Source organism: Streptomyces sp. NPDC111520 (genome assembly GCF_055635295.1).
The window spans coordinates 1-21,724 of the sequence record NZ_JBVKBW010000004.1; the positions used below are offsets into that span (position 1 = coordinate 1).

Annotated in this window: 17 protein-coding genes; 7 read left to right on the top strand and 10 right to left on the bottom strand. The window is 73.1% G+C overall.

The window, feature by feature from the left end; translation table 11 throughout:
- Positions 1-212 precede the first annotated feature (212 nt).
- Complete coding sequence (locus ACZ7MY_RS10465; RefSeq protein ID WP_499600944.1) at positions 213-1,664, bottom strand: aldehyde dehydrogenase; 1,452 nt, start codon at positions 1,662-1,664, stop codon at positions 213-215.
- Positions 1,665-1,738: 74 nt separating this feature from the next.
- Positions 1,739-2,590 carry an oxidoreductase gene (locus ACZ7MY_RS10470; RefSeq protein WP_499600945.1) on the bottom strand — a complete coding sequence of 284 codons (852 nt, stop codon included), beginning with the start codon at positions 2,588-2,590 and terminating at the stop codon, positions 1,739-1,741.
- Positions 2,591-2,763: 173 nt separating this feature from the next.
- Between ACZ7MY_RS10470 and ACZ7MY_RS10475 the strand changes: the two genes are divergently transcribed.
- A complete protein-coding gene (locus tag ACZ7MY_RS10475) occupies positions 2,764-3,309 on the top strand; it encodes a TetR/AcrR family transcriptional regulator (RefSeq protein WP_499600946.1) in 546 nt (181 codons plus the stop codon).
- Between the two features lie 37 nt (positions 3,310-3,346).
- On the opposite strand, the gene ACZ7MY_RS10480 is transcribed toward ACZ7MY_RS10475, so the two are convergent.
- From ACZ7MY_RS10480 to ACZ7MY_RS10500, 5 genes are all read right to left on the bottom strand, one after another.
- Complete coding sequence (locus tag ACZ7MY_RS10480) at positions 3,347-6,229, bottom strand: SpoIIE family protein phosphatase (protein ID WP_499600947.1); 2,883 nt, start codon at positions 6,227-6,229, stop codon at positions 3,347-3,349.
- Between the two features lie 47 nt (positions 6,230-6,276).
- Positions 6,277-6,564, bottom strand: coding sequence for a hypothetical protein (locus ACZ7MY_RS10485; protein ID WP_499600948.1), 288 nt, complete (start codon positions 6,562-6,564; stop codon positions 6,277-6,279).
- Positions 6,565-6,744: 180 nt separating this feature from the next.
- The gene (locus ACZ7MY_RS10490) at positions 6,745-7,398 is read right to left on the bottom strand and encodes an FMN-dependent NADH-azoreductase (RefSeq protein ID WP_499600949.1); all 654 of its coding nucleotides are present in this window, start codon (positions 7,396-7,398) and stop codon (positions 6,745-6,747) included.
- Positions 7,399-7,925: 527 nt separating this feature from the next.
- Positions 7,926-8,144, bottom strand: a complete 219-nt coding sequence (locus ACZ7MY_RS10495; RefSeq protein ID WP_499600950.1) for a hypothetical protein — start codon at positions 8,142-8,144, stop codon at positions 7,926-7,928.
- 164 nt (positions 8,145-8,308) lie between these two features.
- On the bottom strand, positions 8,309-8,671 hold the full coding sequence (locus ACZ7MY_RS10500; RefSeq protein ID WP_499600951.1) for a hypothetical protein: 363 nt from the start codon (positions 8,669-8,671) through the stop codon (positions 8,309-8,311).
- A 383-nt stretch (positions 8,672-9,054) separates the two neighbouring features.
- On the opposite strand from ACZ7MY_RS10500, the gene ACZ7MY_RS10505 reads away from it, so the two are divergent.
- Positions 9,055-9,534 (top strand): MarR family winged helix-turn-helix transcriptional regulator, encoded by a 480-nt coding sequence (locus ACZ7MY_RS10505; protein ID WP_499600952.1) that lies wholly within the window; start codon positions 9,055-9,057, stop codon positions 9,532-9,534.
- Between the two features lie 237 nt (positions 9,535-9,771).
- Here ACZ7MY_RS10505 and ACZ7MY_RS10510 read toward each other — a convergent pair whose 3' ends face one another.
- Entirely contained in the window at positions 9,772-10,407 is a 636-nt protein-coding gene (locus ACZ7MY_RS10510) for a DUF1345 domain-containing protein (protein WP_499600953.1), read from the bottom strand.
- Positions 10,408-10,563: 156 nt separating this feature from the next.
- The gene (locus ACZ7MY_RS10515) at positions 10,564-11,037 is read right to left on the bottom strand and encodes a carboxymuconolactone decarboxylase family protein (protein WP_499600954.1); all 474 of its coding nucleotides are present in this window, start codon (positions 11,035-11,037) and stop codon (positions 10,564-10,566) included.
- 111 nt (positions 11,038-11,148) lie between these two features.
- On the opposite strand from ACZ7MY_RS10515, the gene ACZ7MY_RS10520 reads away from it, so the two are divergent.
- Positions 11,149-11,883 carry a class I SAM-dependent methyltransferase gene (locus ACZ7MY_RS10520; RefSeq protein ID WP_499600955.1) on the top strand — a complete coding sequence of 245 codons (735 nt, stop codon included), beginning with the start codon at positions 11,149-11,151 and terminating at the stop codon, positions 11,881-11,883.
- 113 nt (positions 11,884-11,996) lie between these two features.
- On the opposite strand, the gene ACZ7MY_RS10525 is transcribed toward ACZ7MY_RS10520, so the two are convergent.
- Positions 11,997-14,297 (bottom strand): esterase-like activity of phytase family protein, encoded by a 2,301-nt coding sequence (locus ACZ7MY_RS10525; protein WP_499600956.1) that lies wholly within the window; start codon positions 14,295-14,297, stop codon positions 11,997-11,999.
- A gap of 520 nt (positions 14,298-14,817) precedes the next feature.
- Here ACZ7MY_RS10525 and ACZ7MY_RS10530 point away from each other — a divergent pair.
- The 4 genes from ACZ7MY_RS10530 (at position 14,818) to fxsT (ending at position 21,680) form a co-directional block, all read left to right on the top strand.
- Positions 14,818-14,988 carry a hypothetical protein gene (locus tag ACZ7MY_RS10530; protein WP_499600957.1) on the top strand — a complete coding sequence of 57 codons (171 nt, stop codon included), beginning with the start codon at positions 14,818-14,820 and terminating at the stop codon, positions 14,986-14,988.
- Between the two features lie 35 nt (positions 14,989-15,023).
- Complete coding sequence (locus ACZ7MY_RS10535) at positions 15,024-16,172, top strand: FxsB family cyclophane-forming radical SAM/SPASM peptide maturase (protein WP_499600958.1); 1,149 nt, start codon at positions 15,024-15,026, stop codon at positions 16,170-16,172.
- 370 nt (positions 16,173-16,542) lie between these two features.
- The gene (gene fsxC / locus ACZ7MY_RS10540; RefSeq protein ID WP_499600959.1) at positions 16,543-17,724 is read left to right on the top strand and encodes an FxsC protein; all 1,182 of its coding nucleotides are present in this window, start codon (positions 16,543-16,545) and stop codon (positions 17,722-17,724) included.
- A complete protein-coding gene (gene fxsT, locus ACZ7MY_RS10545; protein WP_499600960.1) occupies positions 17,721-21,680 on the top strand; it encodes an FxSxx-COOH system tetratricopeptide repeat protein in 3,960 nt (1,319 codons plus the stop codon). Before fsxC ends, fxsT begins: the two co-directional genes overlap by 4 nt.
- Positions 21,681-21,724: the final 44 nt, after the last annotated feature.

Genomic DNA, 21,724 nt, shown 5'->3' on the forward strand with positions numbered 1-21,724 from the left:
GGGTGGTGGCGAAGCGGTTGACCAGTACGTATCTGCCCGGTCGCCGCAGCCGTGACTGGATCAAGGTCAAGAACCTGCACGCCGACGGCTCCTGACGCAGACGGCCCTGACACCGACCGGACCCGGACCGCACCCGTCGAGCGGACCCCGCCCCAACACGTGGCCGCCGGGCCCGGGGCGCCACGCACCGTCCGGGCCCGGCGGCCGCACGGTCACCGCCTGCGGGTGACCGTCTTGTGCTCGACGTAGCCGGTCAGGCCGACCGCGCCGTACTCGCGGCCGACGCCGCTCGCCTTGTAGCCGCCGAACGGGCCGTCGAAGCTCATCGGGGAGCCGTTGAGGGTGACGGTCCCGGTGCGCAGCCGGCGTGCGACGGCCAGCGCGCGCTCGGGGTTCGCGCTCCATACGCCCCCGGACAGGCCGTAGTCGGAGTCGTTGGCGATCCGCACCGCCTCGTCCTCGTCGTCGTAGGCGATCACGACCAGCACGGGGCCGAAGATCTCCTCCTGGGCGATGCGCATGCCGTTGTCGACGTCCGCGAACACGGTGGGCGTGACGTAGTGGCCCTTCTCCAGACCGGCCGGCACCTTGGGACCGCCGGTGACCAGGCGGGCGCCCTCCTCGATGCCCAGCTTGATGTAGTCGATCACGCGCTGCTGCTGGTCGCGGCGGATCATGGGCCCGATGAAGGTGTCCGGCTCCGAGGGGTCGCCGACCTTCAGCGACTCCACCATCTCCTTGAGGGCCGTGACGACCTCCTCGTAGCGGCTGCGCGGAGCCAGGATCCGGGTCTGCAGGATGCAGGCCTCGCCGTTGTTCGCCAGCGAACCGAAGCGCAGCCCCTGCATCACGGCGGGCAGGTCGGCGTCCTCCAGGACGACGGCCGCCGACTTGCCGCCCAGTTCGAGGCTGACCCGCTTGAGCTGCTCGCCGGCGATCGAGGCGATGCGCCGCCCGGCGCGGGTCGACCCCGTGAAGGCGATCTTGTCGACGTCCGGGTGGGAGACGAGGTGCTCGCTGGTCTCCCGGTCCGCGGGGAGCACGCTGAGCACGCCGTCCGGGAGCCCCGCCTCGTGGAAGAGGTCCGCCAGCAGCATCATGCTCAGCGAGTTCTCCGGGGAGACCTTCAGCACCACGGTGTTGCCCGCCAGCAGGGCCGGGGTCAGCTTGGCCGTGGCCGCGGAGAAGGGCGAGTTCCAGGGGATGACCGCGGCGACCACGCCGACGGGCTCGCGCCTGACGACGGTGTCGAAGTCCACCGAGGGGTCGGAGGGGGCGAGGACCTCCTCCCAGCCGAGCTCCGCGGCGGCCTTGAGGTAGGCCTCGACCTGACGGGTCAGGAACGGCTGGCCGGCCTTGGTGAACCAGCCCGCCGAACCGTTCTCGGTGGAGATGGCCGCCGCGATCTCGTCGGCACGGGCCTCGCGCAGCGCGTTGACCCGGCGGATCACCTCCTGCCGCTCCTTGGGGTCGGTGCGCGGCCACGGTCCGTGGTCGAAGGCCTCGCGCGCCGCGGCGACGGCCGCGTCCACGTCCGCGTCGGCCGCCTGGGCCACCCGGCCGAGGAGCGACTGGTCGTGCGGGGAACGGATGTCGAGGAGGAGGTCCGGGTCACTGGGGGTCACCCAGGAGCCGCCGATGTAGAGCATGTCGCGAACGTTCATCAGTCACGTCTTCCGGTACGAGGGGCGAGGGGCGAGGGGGCGGGACGGAGGGGAGGGCGGGCAGGGTCGCGGGGTCACGCGGACAGGGGTGCGGCGGGGTGGTCCGTGGAGCGGCTGACGTGCGCCCACGTCCTGGCCTCCGTGAGCCGCGCCTCCTCCGCGCCCAGCGCGATCTCCAGGGCGTCGCTGCCGAGCAGCAGGCGGCGCGGGGGCTCCTCGGCGCCGACGACGTCGACGATCGCCCGGGCCATGTGGGCCGGGTCGCCCGGCTCGTGGCCGCTGTAGGCCGTGAAGCGCTCCTGCCACCGGCCGACGGTCTGCTCGTAGTCGGCGCCGATCGGGCCCGAGGTCAGCGCGGCGCCCGCGGCCCAGCCGGTGCGGATGCCGCCCGGCTCCACGATGGTCACCTTGATGCCGAGCGGGGCCACCTCGTTCGCCAGCACCTCGGAGAAGCCCGCGACCGCGAACTTGGCGGTCTGGTAGGCGCTGAGGCCCGGCGTGCCGCCGACGCGGCCGCCGATGGAGGAGATCTGCACGAAGTGTCCCGAACGCCGGCCGCGCAGTACGGGCAGTGCCGCCCGCGTCACGTTGACGACGCCGAAGAGGTTCGCCTCGACCTGCGCCCGGAACTCGTCCTCCGGGAAGTCCTCCACCGTGCCGTTGGTGGCGTAGCCCGCGTTGTTGACCACGACGTCGAGGCCGCCGAAGCGCTCGACCGCCGCCGCGACCACGTCCCGTGCCTGCGAGGGCGAGGTGATGTCCAGGGCGAGGCTCTGGAGCCGCCCGGGGTGTGCCTCCGCCAGGTCCGCCAGCGCCTCCGGCCTGCGCGAGGTCACCGCGACCCGGTCGCCCGCCTCCAGGGCCGCGACGGCGAGGGCCCTGCCGAGGCCCTGCGAACCACCGGTGATCAGCCAGGTACGTGCCATGGAAGGTTCCTCCTGTCCTGTGACGAGCGCTCCCGGGCCGATGGGTGGCGCCGGGATCACTGTGGAAGCTCGTCGACTAACTGCAACATCAATGTAGCACTACCAATTCCGGATGCAGCGGTCGTGAGGGTGATGTACGTCTAACTGCGACTCGCTGTTACGATGGCGCCATCATGAGAGCCGATGCCGCACGAAACCTCGCCGTGGTCCTGCGCACCGGGGCCCGGCTGCTGGCCGAGGACCCGGGCACCTCGATGTCCGCCATCGCCACCGCGGCGGGGGTGGACCGGACGACCGTCCACCGCCGCTTCGCCACGCGCGAGGCCCTGCTCAATGCCGTCTTCCACGCGAAGCTCGACTCCGCGGAGCGCGTCCTCGACGAGGCGCGGCTCACCGAGGCGCCCGTGCCCGTCGCCCTGCACCGCTACGTGGAGGGGATCGTCCCCGTCAGCCGCGAGTGGCCCGTCGACACACGCCGCATGATGCGGCAGGACCCCGACGCCGACCGCCGGCGCGCGGAGCAGAGTGCGCGACTGGACGACTTCCTGCGGCGCGCCGCGGACGAGGGCCATCTGCGGACCGAGGCCTCCCCGGAGTGGGTGAGGGCGGTCCTCGACCAGCTGGTCGACTCCGTCGCCCACCGCTTCCCCGAGGTGGAACCCCCACGGGCGGCTGACCTCGTGGTGGACGCCTTCCTCAACGGCTTCGGGCGGTCCTGACCCCGTCGCCCCTCGGGGGAGCCGGCCGTCCGGCCGGTCACCGCAGGGGCGGTACCGCGTCGATGTCGAACGGTTCCGGCGACGGCGCGGTGGCCTCGGGGTCCGGGAGCTGCTGCGCCGTCCAGATGCACTTGCCGTTCGGGGTGTAGCGGGTGCCCCACCGCTGGGACAGCGACGCGACGAGCTGCAGCCCCCGCCCGCCCTCGTCCGTCTCGGACGCGTGGCGGATGCGGGGCATCGTCAGGCTGTCGTCGGAGACCTCGCAGACCAGGTCGATGTCCCGCAGCAGCCGCAGTGTCATCGGGCCCCTGCCGTGGCGCACGACGTTCCCCACCAGCTCGCTGGCGAGCAGCTCCGTCGTCGGCGTCAGCTCCTCCAGGCCCCAGGTGGCCAGTTGCTCCCGTACGAGCCGGCGGGCCGTCCCCGCCGCCCGCGGGTCCTCGGGGAGCGGCCAGCAGGCGATCCGCTCGGTGGCGAGCGCGTGGACGCGGGCCACCAGGAGCGCGATGTCGTCGCTGGTGGTCCGCCCGATGGGGAGCAGTCCCGAGATGAGGGTGTCGCAGAGCGCGCCCAGGTCGGTGGCGTCGGCGGCGGTCAGCAGCCGCGCGAGGTCGCCCAGGCCCTCGTCGATCTCGCGCTCGGAGGACTCGACCAGCCCGTCGGTGAAGAGCACGAGCAGGCTCTCCTCCGGGACCTGCAGCTCGACGCTCTCGAACGGCTGCTCCGCGGCGCCCAGGGGCGGGTTCGGCGCGGCCTTGGGGAAGCGCACGGTCCCGTCGGGATGGACGACCGCGGGCGGGGGGTGCCCGGCGCGGGTGACGGAACACGTGCCGGTGGTCGAGTCGTAGAGGACGTACAGGCAGGTGGCGTAGGAGTCCGCGCCGAGCCCGCCGACGATGTCGTTGAGGTGTCCCATGATCTCGTCGGGGGGCAGTTCGAGCCCCGCCAGCGTGTGGACCGCCGTGCGCAGGCGTCCCATGGTGACCGCCTCGGACAGGCCGTGGCCCATCACGTCGCCGATGACGAAGGCGACCCGGCCCGCGGACAGCGGGATCACGTCGTACCAGTCGCCCCCGACGTCCGCGCCCTGCTCGGTCGGCAGGTAGCGGGCGGCGAGGGTGCACGACGGCAGCCCGGGCAGTTGCTGGGGGAGCAGGGCGCTCTGCAGTTCCCGGGACCGGGTGTGCTCGGCGTCGTACAGCCGCGCGCGTTCCAGGGCGTGGGCGACCAGGGCGCTGATGGCGCTCAGCAGGGTGCGCTCCTCGTCCGTCAGGCGCCGCGGCCGGTCGAAGGCGAGCACGCAGACGCCGAAGGTGAGCCCGGAGGCGGACAGCGGCAGGAAGGCCCACGACCCCTTCCCGGTCAGGTGCGGACGGTCCGCCATCGCCGGGTACCGCGCCGCGTACTCCTCCGCCGAGGAGACGAACACCGGGCCGCTGGTCGAGATGGCGTCCCACACCGGGTCCTTGGCGCCCCGGGGGCGGCCGTGCAGGTTGTCGAGGAAGGACTGCGGGTAGCCGACCGACCCGACGTTGTAGGCCCTGCCGTCCTCCAGGGCCTGCACCAGCAGCCCGGTGGCGCCGAACGGCGGCAGGACGCGCTGCGCGACGGCGTCCACCACGTCGCGCGAGGTCGTCGCCTTGGCGAGGGCCGCGGTGAGCTCCGCGATCCTGGTCGCGCGTTCACCGGCGGCGCGCTCGGCGGCGGCGCGTTCGGCCTCGTGCCTGCGCCGCTCGGTGACGTCGGTGAAGTAGAGCGTCACCCCGTCCGGCAGCGGCACCAGCCGGACCTGGTAGCAGGAGCCCGTGTCCGGCATCCGGACGTCGAAGCTGGTGGGCACCGCCTTGGCCGCTGCCTCGCGGCAGCGGGACTCCAGCCCGGAGATCTGCCGGAGCGACGGCAGCGTCCAGAGCACCCGGCCGAACAACTCCTCCTCGGAGGAGCCGAGCACGTCCTCCGCCTCCAGGTTGACGAAGGTGATGCGCCAGTCCTCGTCCGCGGAGAGGAAGCCGTCGCTCATGTACCGCAGGGCGCGGCTCAGCGCGTCGCGCGCGGACCGCGACTCGTTGCTCTCCCACGCCGTGCCGATCATCCGGTACGGCTCGCCGCGGTCGTCCAGGACGACCTTGGCGCGGGTCTCCGTCCAGCCGTAGCTGCCGTCGGGGCGGCGCACCCGGTACTCGGCCTCGAACACCCCGCGGTCCCGGATCGCCTTCTCCGCGGCGGCGAGCGTCCACCGCAGGTCGTCGGGGTGGACGACCTTCATCCAGCTCTCGACCCGGGGCACGAAGTCGGCGGGAGCGGTGCCGTAGACGGCCATCGCCGCGTCGTCCCAGGCGAGTTCGCCGGTGCGGATGTTCCAGTCCCACGTGCCCACCTCGACGGCCTTCAGGGCCTGCCGCAGCCGGCTGCCGCTGGGCTCCTCGTGCGTGGGGCGGGTCGGGGGCGGGGCCTGGTCCACCCGCTCCTGCGCCCAGGCGGTCACCGCCTCGAGGAACCGCCACTGCTCCTCCGTGGGCTGCCCGCCCGTACCGGTCACGACGGTCAGCGACCCCACGGAACTCACGCCGTCCGACAGTGCCACGGACGCCAGCCCCGTGCCGGGCCAGCCCTTCCCCGCCGCCGCCCCGGGGCGGACGGCGCCGGCCGACCCGTCGGCGGCCCACACGCGGCCGCGCCGGCGCACCGCGCGAGCGGGGACCGCCGGGCTCTCCTGGTCGATGATCTCCCAGGGACGCACGGCCCCCGGTGACAGGCCGACCGTGGACACCAGACGCAGCGCCGACATCGGCCCGCACAGGTGGACCGTGCCGCCCAGCCCGTCCAGCTCGGCGACCGCGTGCTGCAGCGCCAGCCGGAGCACCTCGCCCTCGGCGATGCCCTTCTCCACAGCGGCGAGCAGCGCCAATCGGTCGTTCACCATGTAAATGTACATTTCGGGAGGAAAGTAAGCAGGCGAGGGGGGCCTTACCCGACGCCCGGGGCCCGCCCGGGTTCCGGGGCGCCGCCGGACCTGGGGCCGACGCCCGGTTCCTCCTGGCGGTGCAGGAGGAAGAGCGCGTTCAGCACGTCGTCCGACATGCCGGCCAGGACGGCCTCCGGCGTGGTGGCCATCGCGTGGGCGAGGTCGTCCACCAGGTGGGCCAGACCGTCGATGCCGGACTCCTGCCCGCGCGGGGCGGGGGCCGGGCCGGGGTCCGCGGGGCGGTGGCGGTCACCGGCGTCGCGATGGGTGGTGGTCGTCTGGTTGCTCATGCGCATCTTCCGAACGGGCGGGGGCCGCCGCGGCGGGAGGCCGTGCGAGGGGTGCCTGACATGGCCAAGGCTGCGTCAACGCGGCCGGGCCGGCCACGGAACGCTGTTCCTGTGTCCACCGGTACCAGGCCGGGCGAGGGGTCGTGTCCCGCCCGTCCCCGGGCGGGACACGGCCGGGCGTCAGGCGGCCCCGACGCGCCGCGCGACCTCCTTGCCCTTGGTGGCCGCGTCCTCCAGCGCCCGGGCCCACGAGGCCTCGGCCAGCGGGACGAGCTCGGCCATGGCCGGGTTCGAGGCCGCCGCGGTCAGTTCGGGGACGATGAAGTCCAGCTCGAAGCCCATGTACTCGCCGAGGATGGCCCGCAGGTAGTTCTGGACGTACTCGGAGGACTCCCGCGGGGTCCCCGGCGCGTAGGAGCCGCCGCGGCTCGCGACGACGGTGACCGGCAGGCCCTTCACGCTGGAGGTGTCACCGGTCGTGCGGCCGACCAGGAGCACGTGGTCGATCCAGCTCTTGAGGGTCGAGGGGATCGTGAAGTTGTACATCGGGGCGCCGAGGAGCACGGCGTCCGCCCGCTCCAGTTCCTCGATCAGGGTCAGCCGTCCCGCGAAGGCGGCCTCCTGCTCGGCGGTGCGGGACGCGGCGTCGACGAAAGCCGCGGAGAAGCCGTGCACGTCGAGGTGGGGGAGCGGGTCCGCGGCGAGGTCGCGGTGGAGCACGGTGCCGTCCGGGTGCTGCTCCCGCCATGCGTCGCGGAAGTTCAGCGCGACGGTGCGGGAGCGGGAGTCGGAGCCCGGGTGGAGGGAGGAGTCGAGGTGCAGCAGGGTGGCCATGTGAAGTTCCAGTCGCGTCAGGCGTGTTCGGGTCCCGTGGGGTGGCTCCCCGGCGTCGTGTCGCCGGGGAGCCCCGTGGCCCGCGTCGCCGGGGGGTGGCGAGGTGCGGGTCCCACGGATCCACCGTGGGGCACCGGGGTGCCGCCCGACAAAGAGAGGATTAGTCACTAACTTTTAGTAAGTCGGTGGCGCGTGCGATGGCGAACTTCGCTGCTGGCGGCGGGAGTCGGGCGATCCGGTGCAGCGCCGGGGCATGCGGAAAGCCCCCGGTCCGCAGGGGCCGGGGGCGGCGCGGGCGCGGGGTTCGAAGCCGGGGCGCCTGCCCGGGAGTACGTGGGTCGTGCGGTGCGTGGGACCTGCCGGGGTCGTCCGGGGAGCCCGCCGGCGGTCCGTCAGGGAGCGCCGGACGTACGGCCGACTCCGCTCCGTGGCGGGGGAGTTCGTCGTCCCGTCCTGCGTCGGCCCGGTGCGGTCACGGGCCGGTGGTTCGTCGCGCCGGGGCCGGACGGAACGGCGCCGGCGGTGCGTCAGCCGCGGAGGGCCGTGGTGCCGGGCCCGGATGCGCCGAGCGGGCGGCGGTGGGCGCCCGTGCCCGGGGTGCCGACGGCGGTGAGGCGTTCGCCGGCGGGCCGGCCGCGGTGCCGTCCGGTGCCGGACGCGGCGGCCGGGGCCGGCAGGCGCCGCATCGCCACGAAGGCGTTGGTGAGCAGGCCGCCGGACCTCGTCGTCGGGGTGGTCTCGAGCATGGTGTTCTCCGGGTCTTGTCGAAGGGGGCGGGGGCCGGCCGGTGCCGGGCCGTGCGAGGACGGGCGGCTCGGCACCGGCGTGGCTCCCTGCCCTGGCGGCCGGGGCGTCGTCCGGTCGCGGGGGTGTGCGCGCTCCGGCGGGGCGTGCCGGATCCGGTCGGGCCTCAGCGGACGGGTCCGTGACCGTAGGACAGCCACACGGTCACCCAGTGGCCGTGGCTCCAGCGGGCCAGACGGTGGCCGTCGAAGCGGTAGAGCTTGCCGTCGTACCCGTGCCAGTACTGCACGGCGTGGTGGCCGTAGTCGTAGTGGTGACGGGTGATCTCGTCGTTCCAGCGCCGGTCGGCGGTGCCGCTGCGGTCGCCGTACCCGCCGCCCCACGCCGCGCCGGTGATGGTCGCGGTCTGCCGCTCCTGACCCGTGGGCCGGGGGGCGGCGGAGGCGGAGCCCGTGGCGCCGAGCAGGGCGGTGCCGGCGAGCGCCACCGAGGCGGTGGAGGTGGCGATGATGCGCGTCCACTTGTTCATGACTGTTCTCTCCTTGCTGTGCCCCGGTGTGCGGGGCGTCGGACGACGGTCCGGCCGGTGGGCCGGTCCCCGTCGTGCGGGGGCGATTCCGCGGGGCCGCCGGGGCGGGGCTCCTGGTTCGCAGGCGCTGGATCCGTGGGACCGGCGTCGCTCTGAATCGCTGATGGATGGAACCTAACAGATGATTGATGGGCGTCAATCGTTTGTATGGTGTGACCATCACCTCGCGCAAGGAATCGGGAGAAGTGGAATAACCCGGCACCAAGATCCCTCGCCCGGATCGGTGCATCCCTTCCAAAAGTGGTGCGAACGGCCGCCGTAATCGTTGACGGTCATGGATTACCGGCCGATCACGATGGTTGGTGGCGCGCTATGATGGAGACATGGCAGTGGACGAGATCGCGGTTGAGGGTGCTGCCGGCGGCGACCCGCTGGAGCAGCTCGGTTTCCTGCTGGCCCGGCACGGCGCCATCGCCGACAGCCGCGTCCGGCGCGCTTTCGGCTCCTGCGGCCTCGCGCCGCGCGCGGGAGCCACGCTGATGCTGCTCGGCGGGTGCGGATCCATGGGGCAGCAGGGTCTTGTCGCGGCGCTCGAGGTGGATCCGAGCATCATGGTCGCGATCCTCAACGACCTCGAGTCCGCACAGCTCGTCGAGCGTCGTCGTGACCCGGCCGACCGGCGCCGGCACATCGTCGCCATCACGGACCGGGGGCGCGGCGTCCTGGCGGAGGCCAGGGCCGCGGTGGACGAGGTCGAGCGGGGCCTGTTCGGTGACCTGTCCCCGGAGGAGATCGTGGTGCTCCGCGGACTCCTCGCCCGGGTGCGCACCTCGCCGGCCGACGACTTCTGCTCCGAGAACTGACTGCGGGCCCGCCGTCCGGCTCCCACCCGGCGCCCGCGCGCAGGGGAACGTTGGTGCCGGTCATGGTGGTGGTCCTTCGGGAGCGAGTGCGGAGGGTTTCCGGTGGTGTCCGGTGGGCCGCCCCGGGTGGAGTGACCCGATGCCTCCGGTAGGCCGGGCGCGGCGCCCGGCGTCATGTCGCTGCAATTCGGGACGTGACAGGAATGCGGGGCTCGGGACAGGGGCGTTCGGCTGTGGTCAGCCGGTGACCATCCCGGCGACCAGGTTGATGGTGGTGGCCAGGATGCCGGTGCCGAAGACGTACGACAGCAGCGAGTGCCGCAGCACCGTCGCACGGATCGCCGGGCTGGAGACATCCGTGTCGGAGACCTGGTAGGTCATGCCCAGGTTGTAGCTGAAGTAGAGGAAGTCCCGGTACGTCGGCGGATGCGGGGAGTTGAAGTCGATCCCGCCCGCCGCGGCCGTGTAGTAGAGGTATCCGTAGCGCGCGGCGTACATCAGGTGGAGCGCCGCCCACGCCATGAACACCCCGGCCAGCGCTGTCGCCGCCGCGGCGTGGCCGCGGTCCGTGCCGCCGCGCAGGAGCAGGACGACGATGGCGAGCAGCCCGCACAGGGCCACGCCGACGACCACGAGTTCCTCGACGACGGGCCGGAAGTCCTCCCGGCGGGCGTTGCGGTGGGTGGCGGTGGCGTCCATCGGCCACAGGACGAGCCAGCCCGTCACGACGAAGAGCGCCTCCGTCGCGGCGATCCCGGCGAGGACGCCCAGCGCCCCGTCCTCCAGGACGCCGACGGCCGCCCCGACGGCCGCCCCGACGACGACCGCGCCGGCCAGCCGGGGGACCGCGGAGAGCGGCGAACTGGTCCTCATGACGCATCACGCTACAACCCGGCGTCCCCGGCCCGGGGCAGCGGCACTTGGGGTGTCCGGAGGGCCGGCGGCGGCCCGGCGCGCGCCGGCCCCGCGCCGCGGACGGCGTGGGGCCGGTGTTCCCCGCCCGCGGAACGGGGTGCTCCGGGTGCTCCCTCAGCCGAACTGGCCGGGCTGGTAGTCGCCGGCGGGCTGACGGTTGATGACGTTGACGCGGTTGTAGGCGTTGATGACGGCGATGAGGCCGATCAGGGCGACGAGCTGGTCCTCGTCGTAGTGCTTGGCGGCGTTCGCCCACACCTCGTCCGTGACACCGCCGGCGGCGTCGGCGATGCGGGTCCCCTGCTCGGTGAGTTCCAGGGCGGCGCGCTCGGCCTCGCTGAAGACGGTGGCCTCGCGCCAGGCCGCGACCAGGTTCAGGCGCACCGCGGTCTCGCCCGCGGCGGCGGCCTCCTTGGTGTGCATGTCGGCGCAGAACGCGCAGCCGTTGATCTGGCTGGCGCGGATCTTCACCAGCTCCCGGGTCGCGGCGGGCAGCCCCGCTTCCGCCGACACCCTGCCGGCCGCGTTGATGTGCTTGAAGAACCTGAGCGCGAGGGCGTTGCCGAACAGGTTCACACGGGCTTCCATGGTGGGCTCCTCCTGCGTGGTGACGGTTACGCAGCCATGACGGACGAGCCGGGGGAAACGTGACGCGCACCCTGATGTGACGTGGGTCTCCTCTGGGGTAGCGTCCCCCGCATGCCCGACGAGGAGTTCCGGCACCCGCGGCTCGCGGCGTTGTACGACGCCCTCGACGACCCCGGCCGGGGCGACCTCGACGCGTACCTCGCACTGGCGCGGGAGCGCGACGTGCGCCGGGTGCTGGACATCGGTTGCGGCACGGGGGTGTTCGCACTGCGACTGGCCGGTCTGGGCATCGAGGTCGTCGCCGTCGACCCGGCCGGGGCGGCCCTCGACGTCGCCCGGGCCAAGCCGGGGAGCGCGCGGGTCCGGTGGATCCACGGCGACGCCACGGCGCTTCCGCCGCTGCGGGTGGACCTGGCGACGATGACGGCCAACGTCGCCCAGGCGATCGCCTGCCCCCTTGCCTGGCGGCGGACCCTGCGGGGGGCGTACGAGGCGCTGCGGCCGGGCGGGCGCCTGGTGTTCGAGACGCGGGACCCGGCGGCCCGCGCGTGGGAGGAGTGGAACCGCGCCGCGTCGCACCGGGTCGTGGACGTGCCGGGCACGGGGCCGGTGGAGCACTGGGTCGAGCTGCTCGACGTCAGCGGGCCGCTGGTGACGTTCCGGTGGACGTACGTCCTGGGCGCCGGCCGTGAGGTGCTGACCTCGACATCGACCCTGCGCTTCCGCGGGCGGGAGGAGGTCGAGGCGGCGCTCGCCGCGCAGGGGTACGTCCTCGACGGCGTACGGGACGCCCCGGACCGGCCGGGCCGGGAGTTCGTCTTCCTCGCGCGCCGTCCGGAAGCCTGACCGCGGGCCGGCCCGCGCGCCGCCGGACCGTACGCCGCGGACCCGCATGCCGCTGACGCGTTCGGCCGCCGGTGGACCGGCGGCCGAACGCGTCAGGTCGGGCGGGATGGCGATCAGCGCTTGCCGAAGACCTTCTTGCCGGAGCCGAGGTCCAGGAAGACCGTCTCGCCGGTGGCGTCGGCCAGGGCGTCGTTGTCGGTCACGGCGTAGACGTGGCCGTCACCGCCCACCGTGAGGCCCTCGAGCTTCTCCTGGGTCCAGCCGTTGGTCGCCCGCAGTTCGGGCAGCACGTCGACGGCCAGCTTCTTGGGCAGCACCTGGAGCGGGCCCGAGGCGGCGGCGGACTTCGGCATGTCGACGGTGTACACGCGCTTGATCTTCGCGGCGGGGCCGTTCAGCTTGTCCCGCTCGATCAGGGCGAGCTTGTCGCCGACCGCGGTGATCTCGGACAGGCCGATCCAGTCGCCGGGGGTGTCCGTGGTGCCGATCCGGTAGCCGAACCAGCTCCAGGTGCCCGACGCGACGTCGTAGCGGCCGATCCGGACGATCCCGGCCGGGTCGCCCTTGACCTCACGCTGCAGGGTGGCCCAGACCACCTCGCGGCCGCCCCGGTCGGTGGTGGCGGTGACGCCCTCGAAGCCCTGCTTCGCCAGGCCCGCGGCGACGTCCGCCGGGAGCGTGACGACCTGCCGGGTCACGCCGTCGCGGTCGAGGCGGACCAGCTTGTTGCCGTCGCCGGTCGCACCCTCGACGGCGAGCCAGAAGCCGCCCTGCGGACGGGCGAAGACGCCCTCGGCGTCGTAGCCGACCGGCTTGCCGTCGGCGTCCTTGACCGTGAGGGTCCGGGTGATGACCGCCGGCTTCCGCGAGGTGTCGATGGTCATGATCTTGGTGACGGAGTACGCCGCGTCGGTGACCGTGTACAGCTCGTGCGGCCGGCCGGGCACGGCGGACAGCGCGCCGAGCGCGCCCCAGCCGATCGGCGCGCCGGTGGAGTCGGAGGCCGAGACCACGCCCGGGAACGAGGGGGTGCCCTTGCCCAGCTGGAACAGGCTCACCGAGGCCCGCACGTTGACCGAGGCGTCGTCCTCCTCGCTGGAGACCGCGAGCATGTCGCGCGACGGGATCGGCAGCAGCCCCTCGGGGCCGTTGGTGGTGGCCAGCATCTGGCGGAAGACCGGTGCGGTCGGGCGGCTGACGTCGTAGACGGCGACGAAGTTGCTGCGCTCGCTGCCGACGAAGGCGTACCGCACGCCGTGGAAGGTGGCGACGACCACGCCCTCCGGCTCGGTGCCCTTCTTGCCCGCGCGGTCCTCGTTGTGCAGGCCGTAGCGGACGGCGAGGCGCTCGAAGCTGTTGCCCGCGTCCCAGGCGACCTTGCCGGTGCGGCTGTCGAAGACGGTCCAGCCGCGCGTGCCGCCCTTCCAGTCGCCCTCGTTGGCCGTCGCGAAGTAGCGGTCGTCGATCCAGTTGACGGCGTCGGGCTCGCGCCGGACGTCGGTGATCGAGCCGGTCTGGTCGATGACACCGTCCTTGACGGTGTCGATGCCGCGGACGGTGGCCGTGCCGGCGCTGAAGGCCTTGGTGATGCGGCCCGTCGGCAGGTCCATCAGGACGATGCCGTTGTTCTCCTGCAGCGTCAGGACCAGCTGGTTGCGGTCGTTGACGGCGACGTACTCCGGCTCCGGGTCGGTGGGCTCCACGATCCCGGCGGCGGTCAGCACGGGCAGCGCGCTGCCGTCGGGGCGGGTCAGCGGCACCGCCCGGGTGCTCCAGTGCTGCGGCGAGGTGCCCTTGAGGTCGACGATCTGCACGAAGCCGGCCGGGGCCTGGGGCAGGTCGCCCTCCTCGCCGCCGGGCGGGGTCGCCTCCTCGTCGCGCTCGTTCTCGATCGCGATCGCGGCGTACCGCTTGTCCTTGGTGACGGTGATGGAGTCCGGCTGGCCGCCCAGGTCGAAGCTGGTGACCCGCTTGCGGTCGCGCAGCGATATGACGTCCAGACGCCCCGAGGGCGTGGTGTAGCCGCTGCTGGTGTTCACCACGACCAGCACGTACTGGCCGACCACGGCCACGGAGGTCGGCTCGTCCTCGGCGTCGCCGAGCGAGGCCAGCGACAGCGTGCCCAGCCCGCGGGGGCTGTTCGGCCTGGTGATGTCGAGGAAGCCGATCCGCCGTGCCAGGGCGTCGGTGTAGACCAGGGTGCGGCCGTCCTCGCTGACCGCCGAGATCTCGGCGACGGTCGCGGTGGCCGGGTCCTCGCCCGCGGGGCGGTTCTGGAAGACCGGGTAGGTCGCGGTGCGCTGGAAGGTCGGCGTCACGTGCGGGTGGTGGGCACTCGCCGGGCTCGCGGCCACCAGCGTGCCGGCAGCGACAGCCGCGGTCGTGAGCGCGGCGTAGGTTCTCTTGGGGAGCATCGTCTCTCCGTTGCGCTAATGGTCGGAAAGGCGATCATCTCGCCACCGGACCAGCACAATCGGGCGTCCAGGTGAACAACCGGCGAAGATCGTCCGCACGGGGTGACCGGAACGCCCCGGTCCGTACGGGTGCGGGTCGTGGGCCCGGACCGCCGGCGGATCAGGCGCTCGTGACGGCCCGTCAACCGCGTCCTCGGGGCGCCCCGCGGTGGGAACGGCGACGGGTGCGGCCGCGGTGGCACGCGGTGACAGGCGGCCGGTGAACGGGAACGGCCGGAAATCCGCCGTGCGGCGGCGCTCCGCTGCGGGCGCGCCGCCCGATGCCGAGGGGGATCGTGTGAAGGTGTCCGGGAGGCGGTCTGGCCTGGTCCGTGGCGCTGTGCTTCCCTGGAAGGAACACTTCAGCAGGAGCACGGGGGAGCCGGCGGTGACACCCGAGGGCTCCAGCCACGTCCGATTCCGCACGCGTCGGCAGGATCGAGCCACCGTGGGCGGCAAGGGGTACCGGGGGCATTGGTCGATGGAAACGGCACCACGTGACGCGCACGGCGATGTCATGAACCTGCGCATCGAGGCGGAGCGGCTGCGCGCGCTCCCACCGTGCGCACTGGTGAAGTCGCTGCTCCGCGTCATGGAGGACCGGTCGGAGCAGGCTCCCGACCCGCACACCGGATTCGATTCCTCGTTGTGACCCCGGAGGGGTGAGGGCCCGGCGGGAGGTCGGTGATGGAGGCGACGCGGCCCATCCACGAGTTCGTGGTGAAGGTGCACGGCCGGTGCAACCTGGCTTGTTCGTACTGCTACGTCTACGAACTCCGCGACAGCAGTTGGCAGCACAAACCCGCCGTGCTGTCGCATGCCCTCGCCGAGCGCCTGGCGACCCGGATCGCCGAGCACGCGGAGCGGCACCGGCTGCCGTCCGTCAGGGTCGTCCTGCACGGTGGCGAGCCCCTGCTGGCGGGGCGGCGCAGGGTCGAGCACCTGCTGCAGTCGGTGCAGGGGGCGGCGCACGGAATCACGTCCGTGGAATTTGCCGCACAGACCAACGGGACGCTGCTGAACCCTGGTTGGATGGACCTGTTCCGCCGCCACGGTGTGCGCGTGGGGGTGAGCCTCGACGGAGGCAGGGACGCCAGTGACCGCCACCGCCGCACACATGGTGGCCGCAGCAGCCACGCTGCTGCCGAGAGGGGGATCGGGCTCTTGCGGCGCGCGGAGAACGCCGGCTTATACGGCGGCCTGCTGTGCACGGTCGACCTCGCCAACGATCCCCTCGTCGTCTACGAAGCCCTGCTGAGCCACCGGCCCCCGCTCATCGACCTGCTCCTCCCGCACGCGACCTGGGAGTTCCCGCCCCCGGGCCACGACCCCGCGACGGCCCCCTACGGCCGCTGGCTGCGCGCGGTGTTCGACCGCTGGTACGCGGCACCGGTCCGCGAGACCCGGATCCGGATGTTCGAGACGATCATGGACCTGGTGCTCGGCGGGAGGGCCACCGCCGAGGCCGTGGGACTCGACCGCCCGCCGTTCGTGGTCGTGGACACCGACGGCTCGATCGAGCAGCCGGACTCGCTGAAGGCGGCGTACGAGGGCGCCACCGCCCTCGGCCTGGACATCGGCGCGGACGACTTCGACACCGCCGCGGCCCACCCCCTGCTGCGCGACCAGGGCCGAGGGCCGGCCTCCCTGTCCGCCGAGTGCCGGGCCTGCGACGTCGTGCGGCTGTGCGGGGGAGGGTTACGGGCGCACCGCTACCGCCCGTCCGGCGGATTCGCCAATCCGAGCGTCTACTGCGCCGATCTCAAACTGCTGACCGAACACATCAGGGACCGGGTCACCGCCGACGTCCGCGCTCTGATCGGAGGGGCGTCATGACGGCCCGCACGCCGTCCGCCCGCACGGCCGGACGGTCCACGGCGGGTACCCGTCCGGCGGAACCTCCGGCGCGCCTCGACGGTGCTCGCGTACCCCGCCGTCCCCGCGGCCGGCCGGGCCGCCCACCGGGTCCGCTCCCCTTGTCCCCGCAACGTACGGGCGCGCCGAGCAGGCACCCGTACGGGCGGTGCGGAAAGCCTGATACGGAAGGGGTGACGGTCCGGATGCGCGCCCGTCTGTGGTGCTCGGATGTGGTATTTATCCGCTATTGCTCGCATAGTGATGCCTACGGTGAGCCGTCGGCGCCTATCGAGTCGTCCCCGCTGCCGCGCTCTTTGCGGGGCGTCCCGACCTGCACGACGGAGTCACCATGAGCCGGTTCTACCTGAGCCACATCCGCGGGGTCGACGAGGAGTGGACGGCGACCCTGTTCCGGGACCTCGCGGGCGCGGTCGCCGCGCGTACGGGCGGCTCGCCCGAGTCCGTCGGGGTGTCCGGCACGCCCCGCTCGCCCGAGGCCACCGTGGAGCGCATGCGCGGCGCGACCACCATGGTGGCCCTCTACGCACCGGGGTATTTCGGCCACTCCTACTGCGCCACCGAGTGGTCCTACTTCGAACACCGCGCCGAAGTGCTGTGGTCCCGGACGGGACGCAGCGCCGACGCCATCATCCCGGTCGTCTGGGCGCCGGCCACGGAGCCGCTGCCCGCCGTCGTACGCCGTAAGGGGCCGCTGACCGCCGACTCGCCCGCGTACGCCCGTGACGGGCTGCTCCACCTGCTGCGGCTCAAGGCCCGCTACGCCGAGGACTACCGGCTCGTTGTGGCCGCCCTCGCGGACCGGGTGGCGGCGGCCCTCGGGCAGCACCTCCCGGACGCCGCCGGGTTCGACGCGAGCGGCAGGCGTCAGGCCACGCCCTCCCTCCCGCCGCCCTCGGGACAGCAGACGGTGAGCTTCGTCGTGGCCGCCGCCGCGGCCGACGACCTGCCGGGGGAGCGGACCGCCCGCGAGTACTACGGCAGCACGCCGGTCGACTGGTCCCCGTACGCTCCCGGACGGCCCGGGGAACTGGCCTCCCTGCTCTGCGACACGGCGGCGGAACTCGACCTCGCCCCCGACGTCCTGGCGCTCGAGGAGAGCACCGTGGAGCAGGTCGGCTCCGGCCCGCGCCCGGAGGAACTGGTCGTCCTCCTGGTCGACGCGTGGGCGGCCAAGGCCGACCGTCAGCAGCGCCTGCTGACCGACCTCGACGCGGCCGTGCCCGAGGGCACCGCGGTGCTGGAACCGCGCAACCAGGACGACACCCAGTCGTGGCAGTACGCGGAGGACCTGGACGCCGCCCTCGACGAGGTGCTGCCCACGCTGCGCGGCCACGCCTCGGAACTGGAGCGCTGGGGCCTGCGCGACGAGGAGAAGTTCACCGCCGCGCTCCGCAAGGCCCTGGTCCGCGCCCAGAACGACGCCATGAAGTCCGCACAGGTCGCTCAGCGCCTGCCCACACCCACCGGTGGCCTCGACTCGTTCCCCCTGCTTGGAAGGTCTTCCTCATGACGCACGACTCGGGCGGTCCCGGCGCCCAGGGGCCCGGCACCGTAGTGACGTTCTACTCGTTCAAGGGCGGCACGGGCCGCACGATGGCCATGGCGAACGTCGCCTGGATCCTCGCCACGAACGGCAAACGGGTCCTGGTCATGGACTGGGACCTGGAGGCGCCCGGTCTGCACCGCTACTTCGCGCCCTTCCTGCGGGACCCCGAACTGAGCTCCACACCCGGTGTGATCGACCTCGTGCGCGAGTTCGAGCGGATGAGCCCGCACCTGACGGACGGCCTGCGCACGTACGCCCGCGTCGACCGCCACGCGCACTCCCTGGAGTGCTCCTTCCCCGGCGGCGGCTTCATCGAGTTCGTCTCCTCGGGCCGCCGCACCCCCGAGTACTCGGAGAACGTCAACACCTACGACTGGCGCGGCTTCTACGAGAACCGCAACGGCAAGGCGTTCCTGCACGCCCTGCGCGAGGACATGCAGGCGGGCTACGACTACGCGCTGATCGACAGCCGCACGGGCTTCAGCGACACCTCGGGCATCACCACGCTCCTGCTGCCCGACGTGCTGGTGAACTGCTTCACCTTCAACGTCCAGTCGGTGGACGGCGGCGCCAACGTCGCCCGCGACGTCCGCAGGTTCGCCCCCCACGTGACGATCCTGCCGGTCCCGATGCGCGTCGACCCCGCCGAGCAGGACCGGCTCGACACCGCCCGGCAGCACGCGCGCAGCCGTTTCCAGGAGTTCCTGGACGAGTCCGCGCACCCGGACCCGGACCGCTACTGGGGCGACATCGAGATCCCCTACCGCCCCTACTACGCCTACGAAGAGGTCCTGGCGACCCTGAAGGACCCGATCCGCAACCAGGGCACGCTGCTCGCCGCCTACGAACGCCTCACCGCGGTGATCACCCGCGGCGAGGTCACGGCGATCGGGCACATGGCGGAGGAGCAGCGGGCGTCGCTGGTCAAGCGGTTCGACCGGGTCCCCGTGGCCGGCGCCGTCACGCCGCGGGTACGCATCGACCACGCCCTGCGCGACCGGCTGTGGGCCGAGTGGATCGCGGACCAGCTCAAGGCGGCGGGCGTCACCGTGACGCTGCGCCCCAGCAGTGCCACGGCGATGGCGCCGGTCCCGGCGACCGCCGCGGACACCGTGCTGGCGCTGCTGTCACCGGACTTCGTGAACACCAACGTCGCCGAGGAACTGGTCACCGTGGTCGAGGCCGCCGACCGCCGCGGGGACGGCCCGCGGATCCTCGGCCTGCGGACCCGCGAGTTCCAGACCCCCACGGCGCTGGCGAGCCTCCCCGGGTTCTCCCTGGTGGGGATGACGGCTGCGACGGCGCTGGAGCGGGTGACGGCGCTCATCGGGGTGCCGGCCCTCAACGAGCCGGTGACCGGCCGCACCCGGTACCCGGGCGAGGCCCCCTCCTCCTTCGAGGCCCCGCCCCGCAACAACCTGTTCACCGGTCGCGACCAGGAACTCGACAGGTTCTGGGACGACCTCGGCCAGGACTCGCTGGACGACGTCCACACCCCCGCGGACCGCCTCTTCCTCTACGGGCTCGGCGGCATGGGCAAGACGCAGATCGCCCTGGAGTACGTCCACCGCTTCGGCGCCCAGTACGACCTGGTGCACTGGGTCCCGGCGGAACAGACGGACCTGGTACCGCAGAGCCTGGCGAACCTCGGCGTACGGCTGGGCGTCCAGGGCGAGACCGCGGAGGACCTGGCGCTGGCGACCCTCGTCGAGCTGCAGAGCGGCCGGCGGGGCAAGTGGCTGCTGGTCTACGACAACGCGGCGAACGACGAGGTGGGCCGCCAGGGCGGCCGCCGGCTGGAGGACTACCTGCCCTCGACCGGGCCGGGCCACATCATCATCACCGCACGGGAGTCCGACAGCGGCCCCGCCACCGTCGAGGTCGGCGTCTTCCGGCGGGCGGAGAGCGTCGCGCTGCTGCGGCGCCGGGTGGAGAACCTGTCCCGTCAGGACGCGGACCGGATCGCCGAGGAACTCGGCGACCTGCCGATGGCCGTGGAACTCGCCGCGGCGTGGCTCCGGGAGACCGGCATGCCGGTGGACACCTACCTGGACCTGGTGCGCAGCCGGGTCGGCGAGGTGCTGAGTGCCGGTCCCGCCGGGGAGTTCGAGCAGCAGACCCAACTGCCCGCCGTCTGGCGGCTGTCGGTCGAACGACTGCGGGCCGAGCGGCCCGCGGCGGTCCGCCTGCTGGAACTGTGCTCGTTCTTCTCGCCCGAGCCGATCGCCGACTCCCTGCTCTACAGCGACGGCATGCGCAACGAACTGGCGCGCTCCGACGCCGCGTTGCGCGACCCGATGATCATGGGCTACCTCATCCGCGACCTGAGCCGGTACGCCCTCGCCCGGCTGGAGGGGCGCTCCCTGCAGGTGCACCGGCTCCTTCAGGCCCTGGTGCGCGAATGGATGGCGGTGGACCCCGAGGCCCTGGTGCGCACCCGCAGCCAGGCCCACCTCGTGCTGGCCAGTGCCCTCCCCTCGCCCTCCCAGGGCGAGGACAGCCCCGCCTCGCGCCAGCGCTTCGCGGAACTGCGCCCGCACCTCGAACCCTCCGGGGCCGTCGAGAGCACCGACCCGCAGGTCGGCGAGTGGGTCGTCAGCCAGGTCCGCAACCTGTGGCTGGTCAAGGACCACCTGGCGGCGATCGGCCTGGGGCGCCGCGCCCTGGACGCGTGGACCGAGAACCGCGGTCCCGACCACCCGCTCACCCTCCGTCTGGCGGCGCAGCTGGCCAACCCGCTGCGCTCGATGGGCCGTTACGCCGAGGCGTACGAACTGGACTCGGACACCCTGCGCCGGCAGCGCGAGCACCCCGAGCTGGGCCTCGCCCACCCCCACACCCTGATCACCGCGCGCAACGTCGGCGCCGACCTCAACGGCCTCGGCCGCTACGCCGAGGCCTGCGAGTCCGACGCGGACACCCTGGACCGCTACCGCCGCTCGGTGGGGAACGACCACCCGGACACCCTCCGCGCCATCAACAACTACGGTGTGTCGCTCAACCTCATCGGACGCCCCCGCGAGGCACTGGTGCTCGCCGAGGAAGCGTACGTGACGGCGCGTCAGGCCCTCGGGGTCAGGAGCCCCGCCTGCTCGCGCTACGCGCTCGGTGCCGCCCTGGACCGCCGCGAGATGGGCGACTACCAGGGCTCCCTCGAACTGCTGCTGGAGACGCGGCAGCACTACGTCGTCCTGTCCGGCGAGCACTCGCCCGACGTGATGCGCACGGACGCCTCGCTCTCCGTCACCCGCCGCAGGCTCGGTGAGTTCCGGGCGGCGGAGGCGCTGTCCCGTACGACGTACGACCAGTACCGGCGCCGGTACGGCGACCGGCACCCCGAGACGCTGGCCTGCGCCGCGAACCTCAGCTGCGACCTGCTCGCGCTGGCCGGCACGCAGAGCGACCCCTCCTTCGACGAGGGCCGGGAGATCGCCGAGCGGAACCACGCGAACTACCAGTCGACGCTGGGCGCCGAGCACCCGTTCACGCTCGCCTCGGCGACCAACCTGATCATCGCCCGCCGGCTGGACGGCGAACCGCTGGCCGCCCTCGACCTGGGCCGCCCGACGCTTGCCGCGCTCGAACGCCGGGTGGGCGCCGGGCATCCGGCGGCGGTCGCCTGCCGGGCGGACGTGGCGGGCGTCCTCGCCCAGTTGGAGCGGTACGACGAGGCGCTGGCGGAGGACGAGCACGCGCACCGGGAGTTCCTCGCCCTCTTCGGCGAACGGCATCCCCGGGTCCTCTGCGGCGAGTACAACATCGCGCTCGACCGGCTGCGCATCGGCGAGGCCGGGGCGGAGGACCGGCTGCGGGACATCACGCGCCGTTCCGCCGCGCGGTTCGGGGACACGCATCCGACGACCGTCGCCATGAAGGAACGGCGGCGGATCGACTTCGAACTGGAGATGCCGCCCATCTGACCCCGCCGGACCGCCGGACCGCCGGACCGCCGGCACGCCGGGCC

Excerpts from the sequence above, each read along its gene's own strand:
- ACZ7MY_RS10530 (WP_499600957.1), top strand. The coding sequence starts at position 14,818 with ATGGAAACGGCACCACGTGACGCGCACGGCGATGTCATGAACCTGCGC.
- ACZ7MY_RS10510 (WP_499600953.1), bottom strand. The coding sequence starts at position 10,407 with ATGAGGACCAGTTCGCCGCTCTCCGCGGTCCCCCGGCTGGCCGGCGCG.
- ACZ7MY_RS10470 (WP_499600945.1), bottom strand. The coding sequence starts at position 2,590 with ATGGCACGTACCTGGCTGATCACCGGTGGTTCGCAGGGCCTCGGCAGG.
- ACZ7MY_RS10490 (WP_499600949.1), bottom strand. The coding sequence starts at position 7,398 with ATGGCCACCCTGCTGCACCTCGACTCCTCCCTCCACCCGGGCTCCGAC.
- fxsT (WP_499600960.1), top strand. The coding sequence starts at position 17,721 with ATGACGCACGACTCGGGCGGTCCCGGCGCCCAGGGGCCCGGCACCGTA.
- ACZ7MY_RS10515 (WP_499600954.1), bottom strand. The coding sequence starts at position 11,037 with ATGGAAGCCCGTGTGAACCTGTTCGGCAACGCCCTCGCGCTCAGGTTC.
- ACZ7MY_RS10535 (WP_499600958.1), top strand. The coding sequence starts at position 15,024 with ATGGAGGCGACGCGGCCCATCCACGAGTTCGTGGTGAAGGTGCACGGC.
- ACZ7MY_RS10465 (WP_499600944.1), bottom strand. The coding sequence starts at position 1,664 with ATGAACGTTCGCGACATGCTCTACATCGGCGGCTCCTGGGTGACCCCC.
- ACZ7MY_RS10520 (WP_499600955.1), top strand. The coding sequence starts at position 11,149 with ATGCCCGACGAGGAGTTCCGGCACCCGCGGCTCGCGGCGTTGTACGAC.
- ACZ7MY_RS10500 (WP_499600951.1), bottom strand. The coding sequence starts at position 8,671 with ATGAACAAGTGGACGCGCATCATCGCCACCTCCACCGCCTCGGTGGCG.
- ACZ7MY_RS10525 (WP_499600956.1), bottom strand. The coding sequence starts at position 14,297 with ATGCTCCCCAAGAGAACCTACGCCGCGCTCACGACCGCGGCTGTCGCT.
- ACZ7MY_RS10495 (WP_499600950.1), bottom strand. The coding sequence starts at position 8,144 with ATGCTCGAGACCACCCCGACGACGAGGTCCGGCGGCCTGCTCACCAAC.
- ACZ7MY_RS10505 (WP_499600952.1), top strand. The coding sequence starts at position 9,055 with ATGGCAGTGGACGAGATCGCGGTTGAGGGTGCTGCCGGCGGCGACCCG.
- fsxC (WP_499600959.1), top strand. The coding sequence starts at position 16,543 with ATGAGCCGGTTCTACCTGAGCCACATCCGCGGGGTCGACGAGGAGTGG.
- ACZ7MY_RS10475 (WP_499600946.1), top strand. The coding sequence starts at position 2,764 with ATGAGAGCCGATGCCGCACGAAACCTCGCCGTGGTCCTGCGCACCGGG.
- ACZ7MY_RS10485 (WP_499600948.1), bottom strand. The coding sequence starts at position 6,564 with ATGAGCAACCAGACGACCACCACCCATCGCGACGCCGGTGACCGCCAC.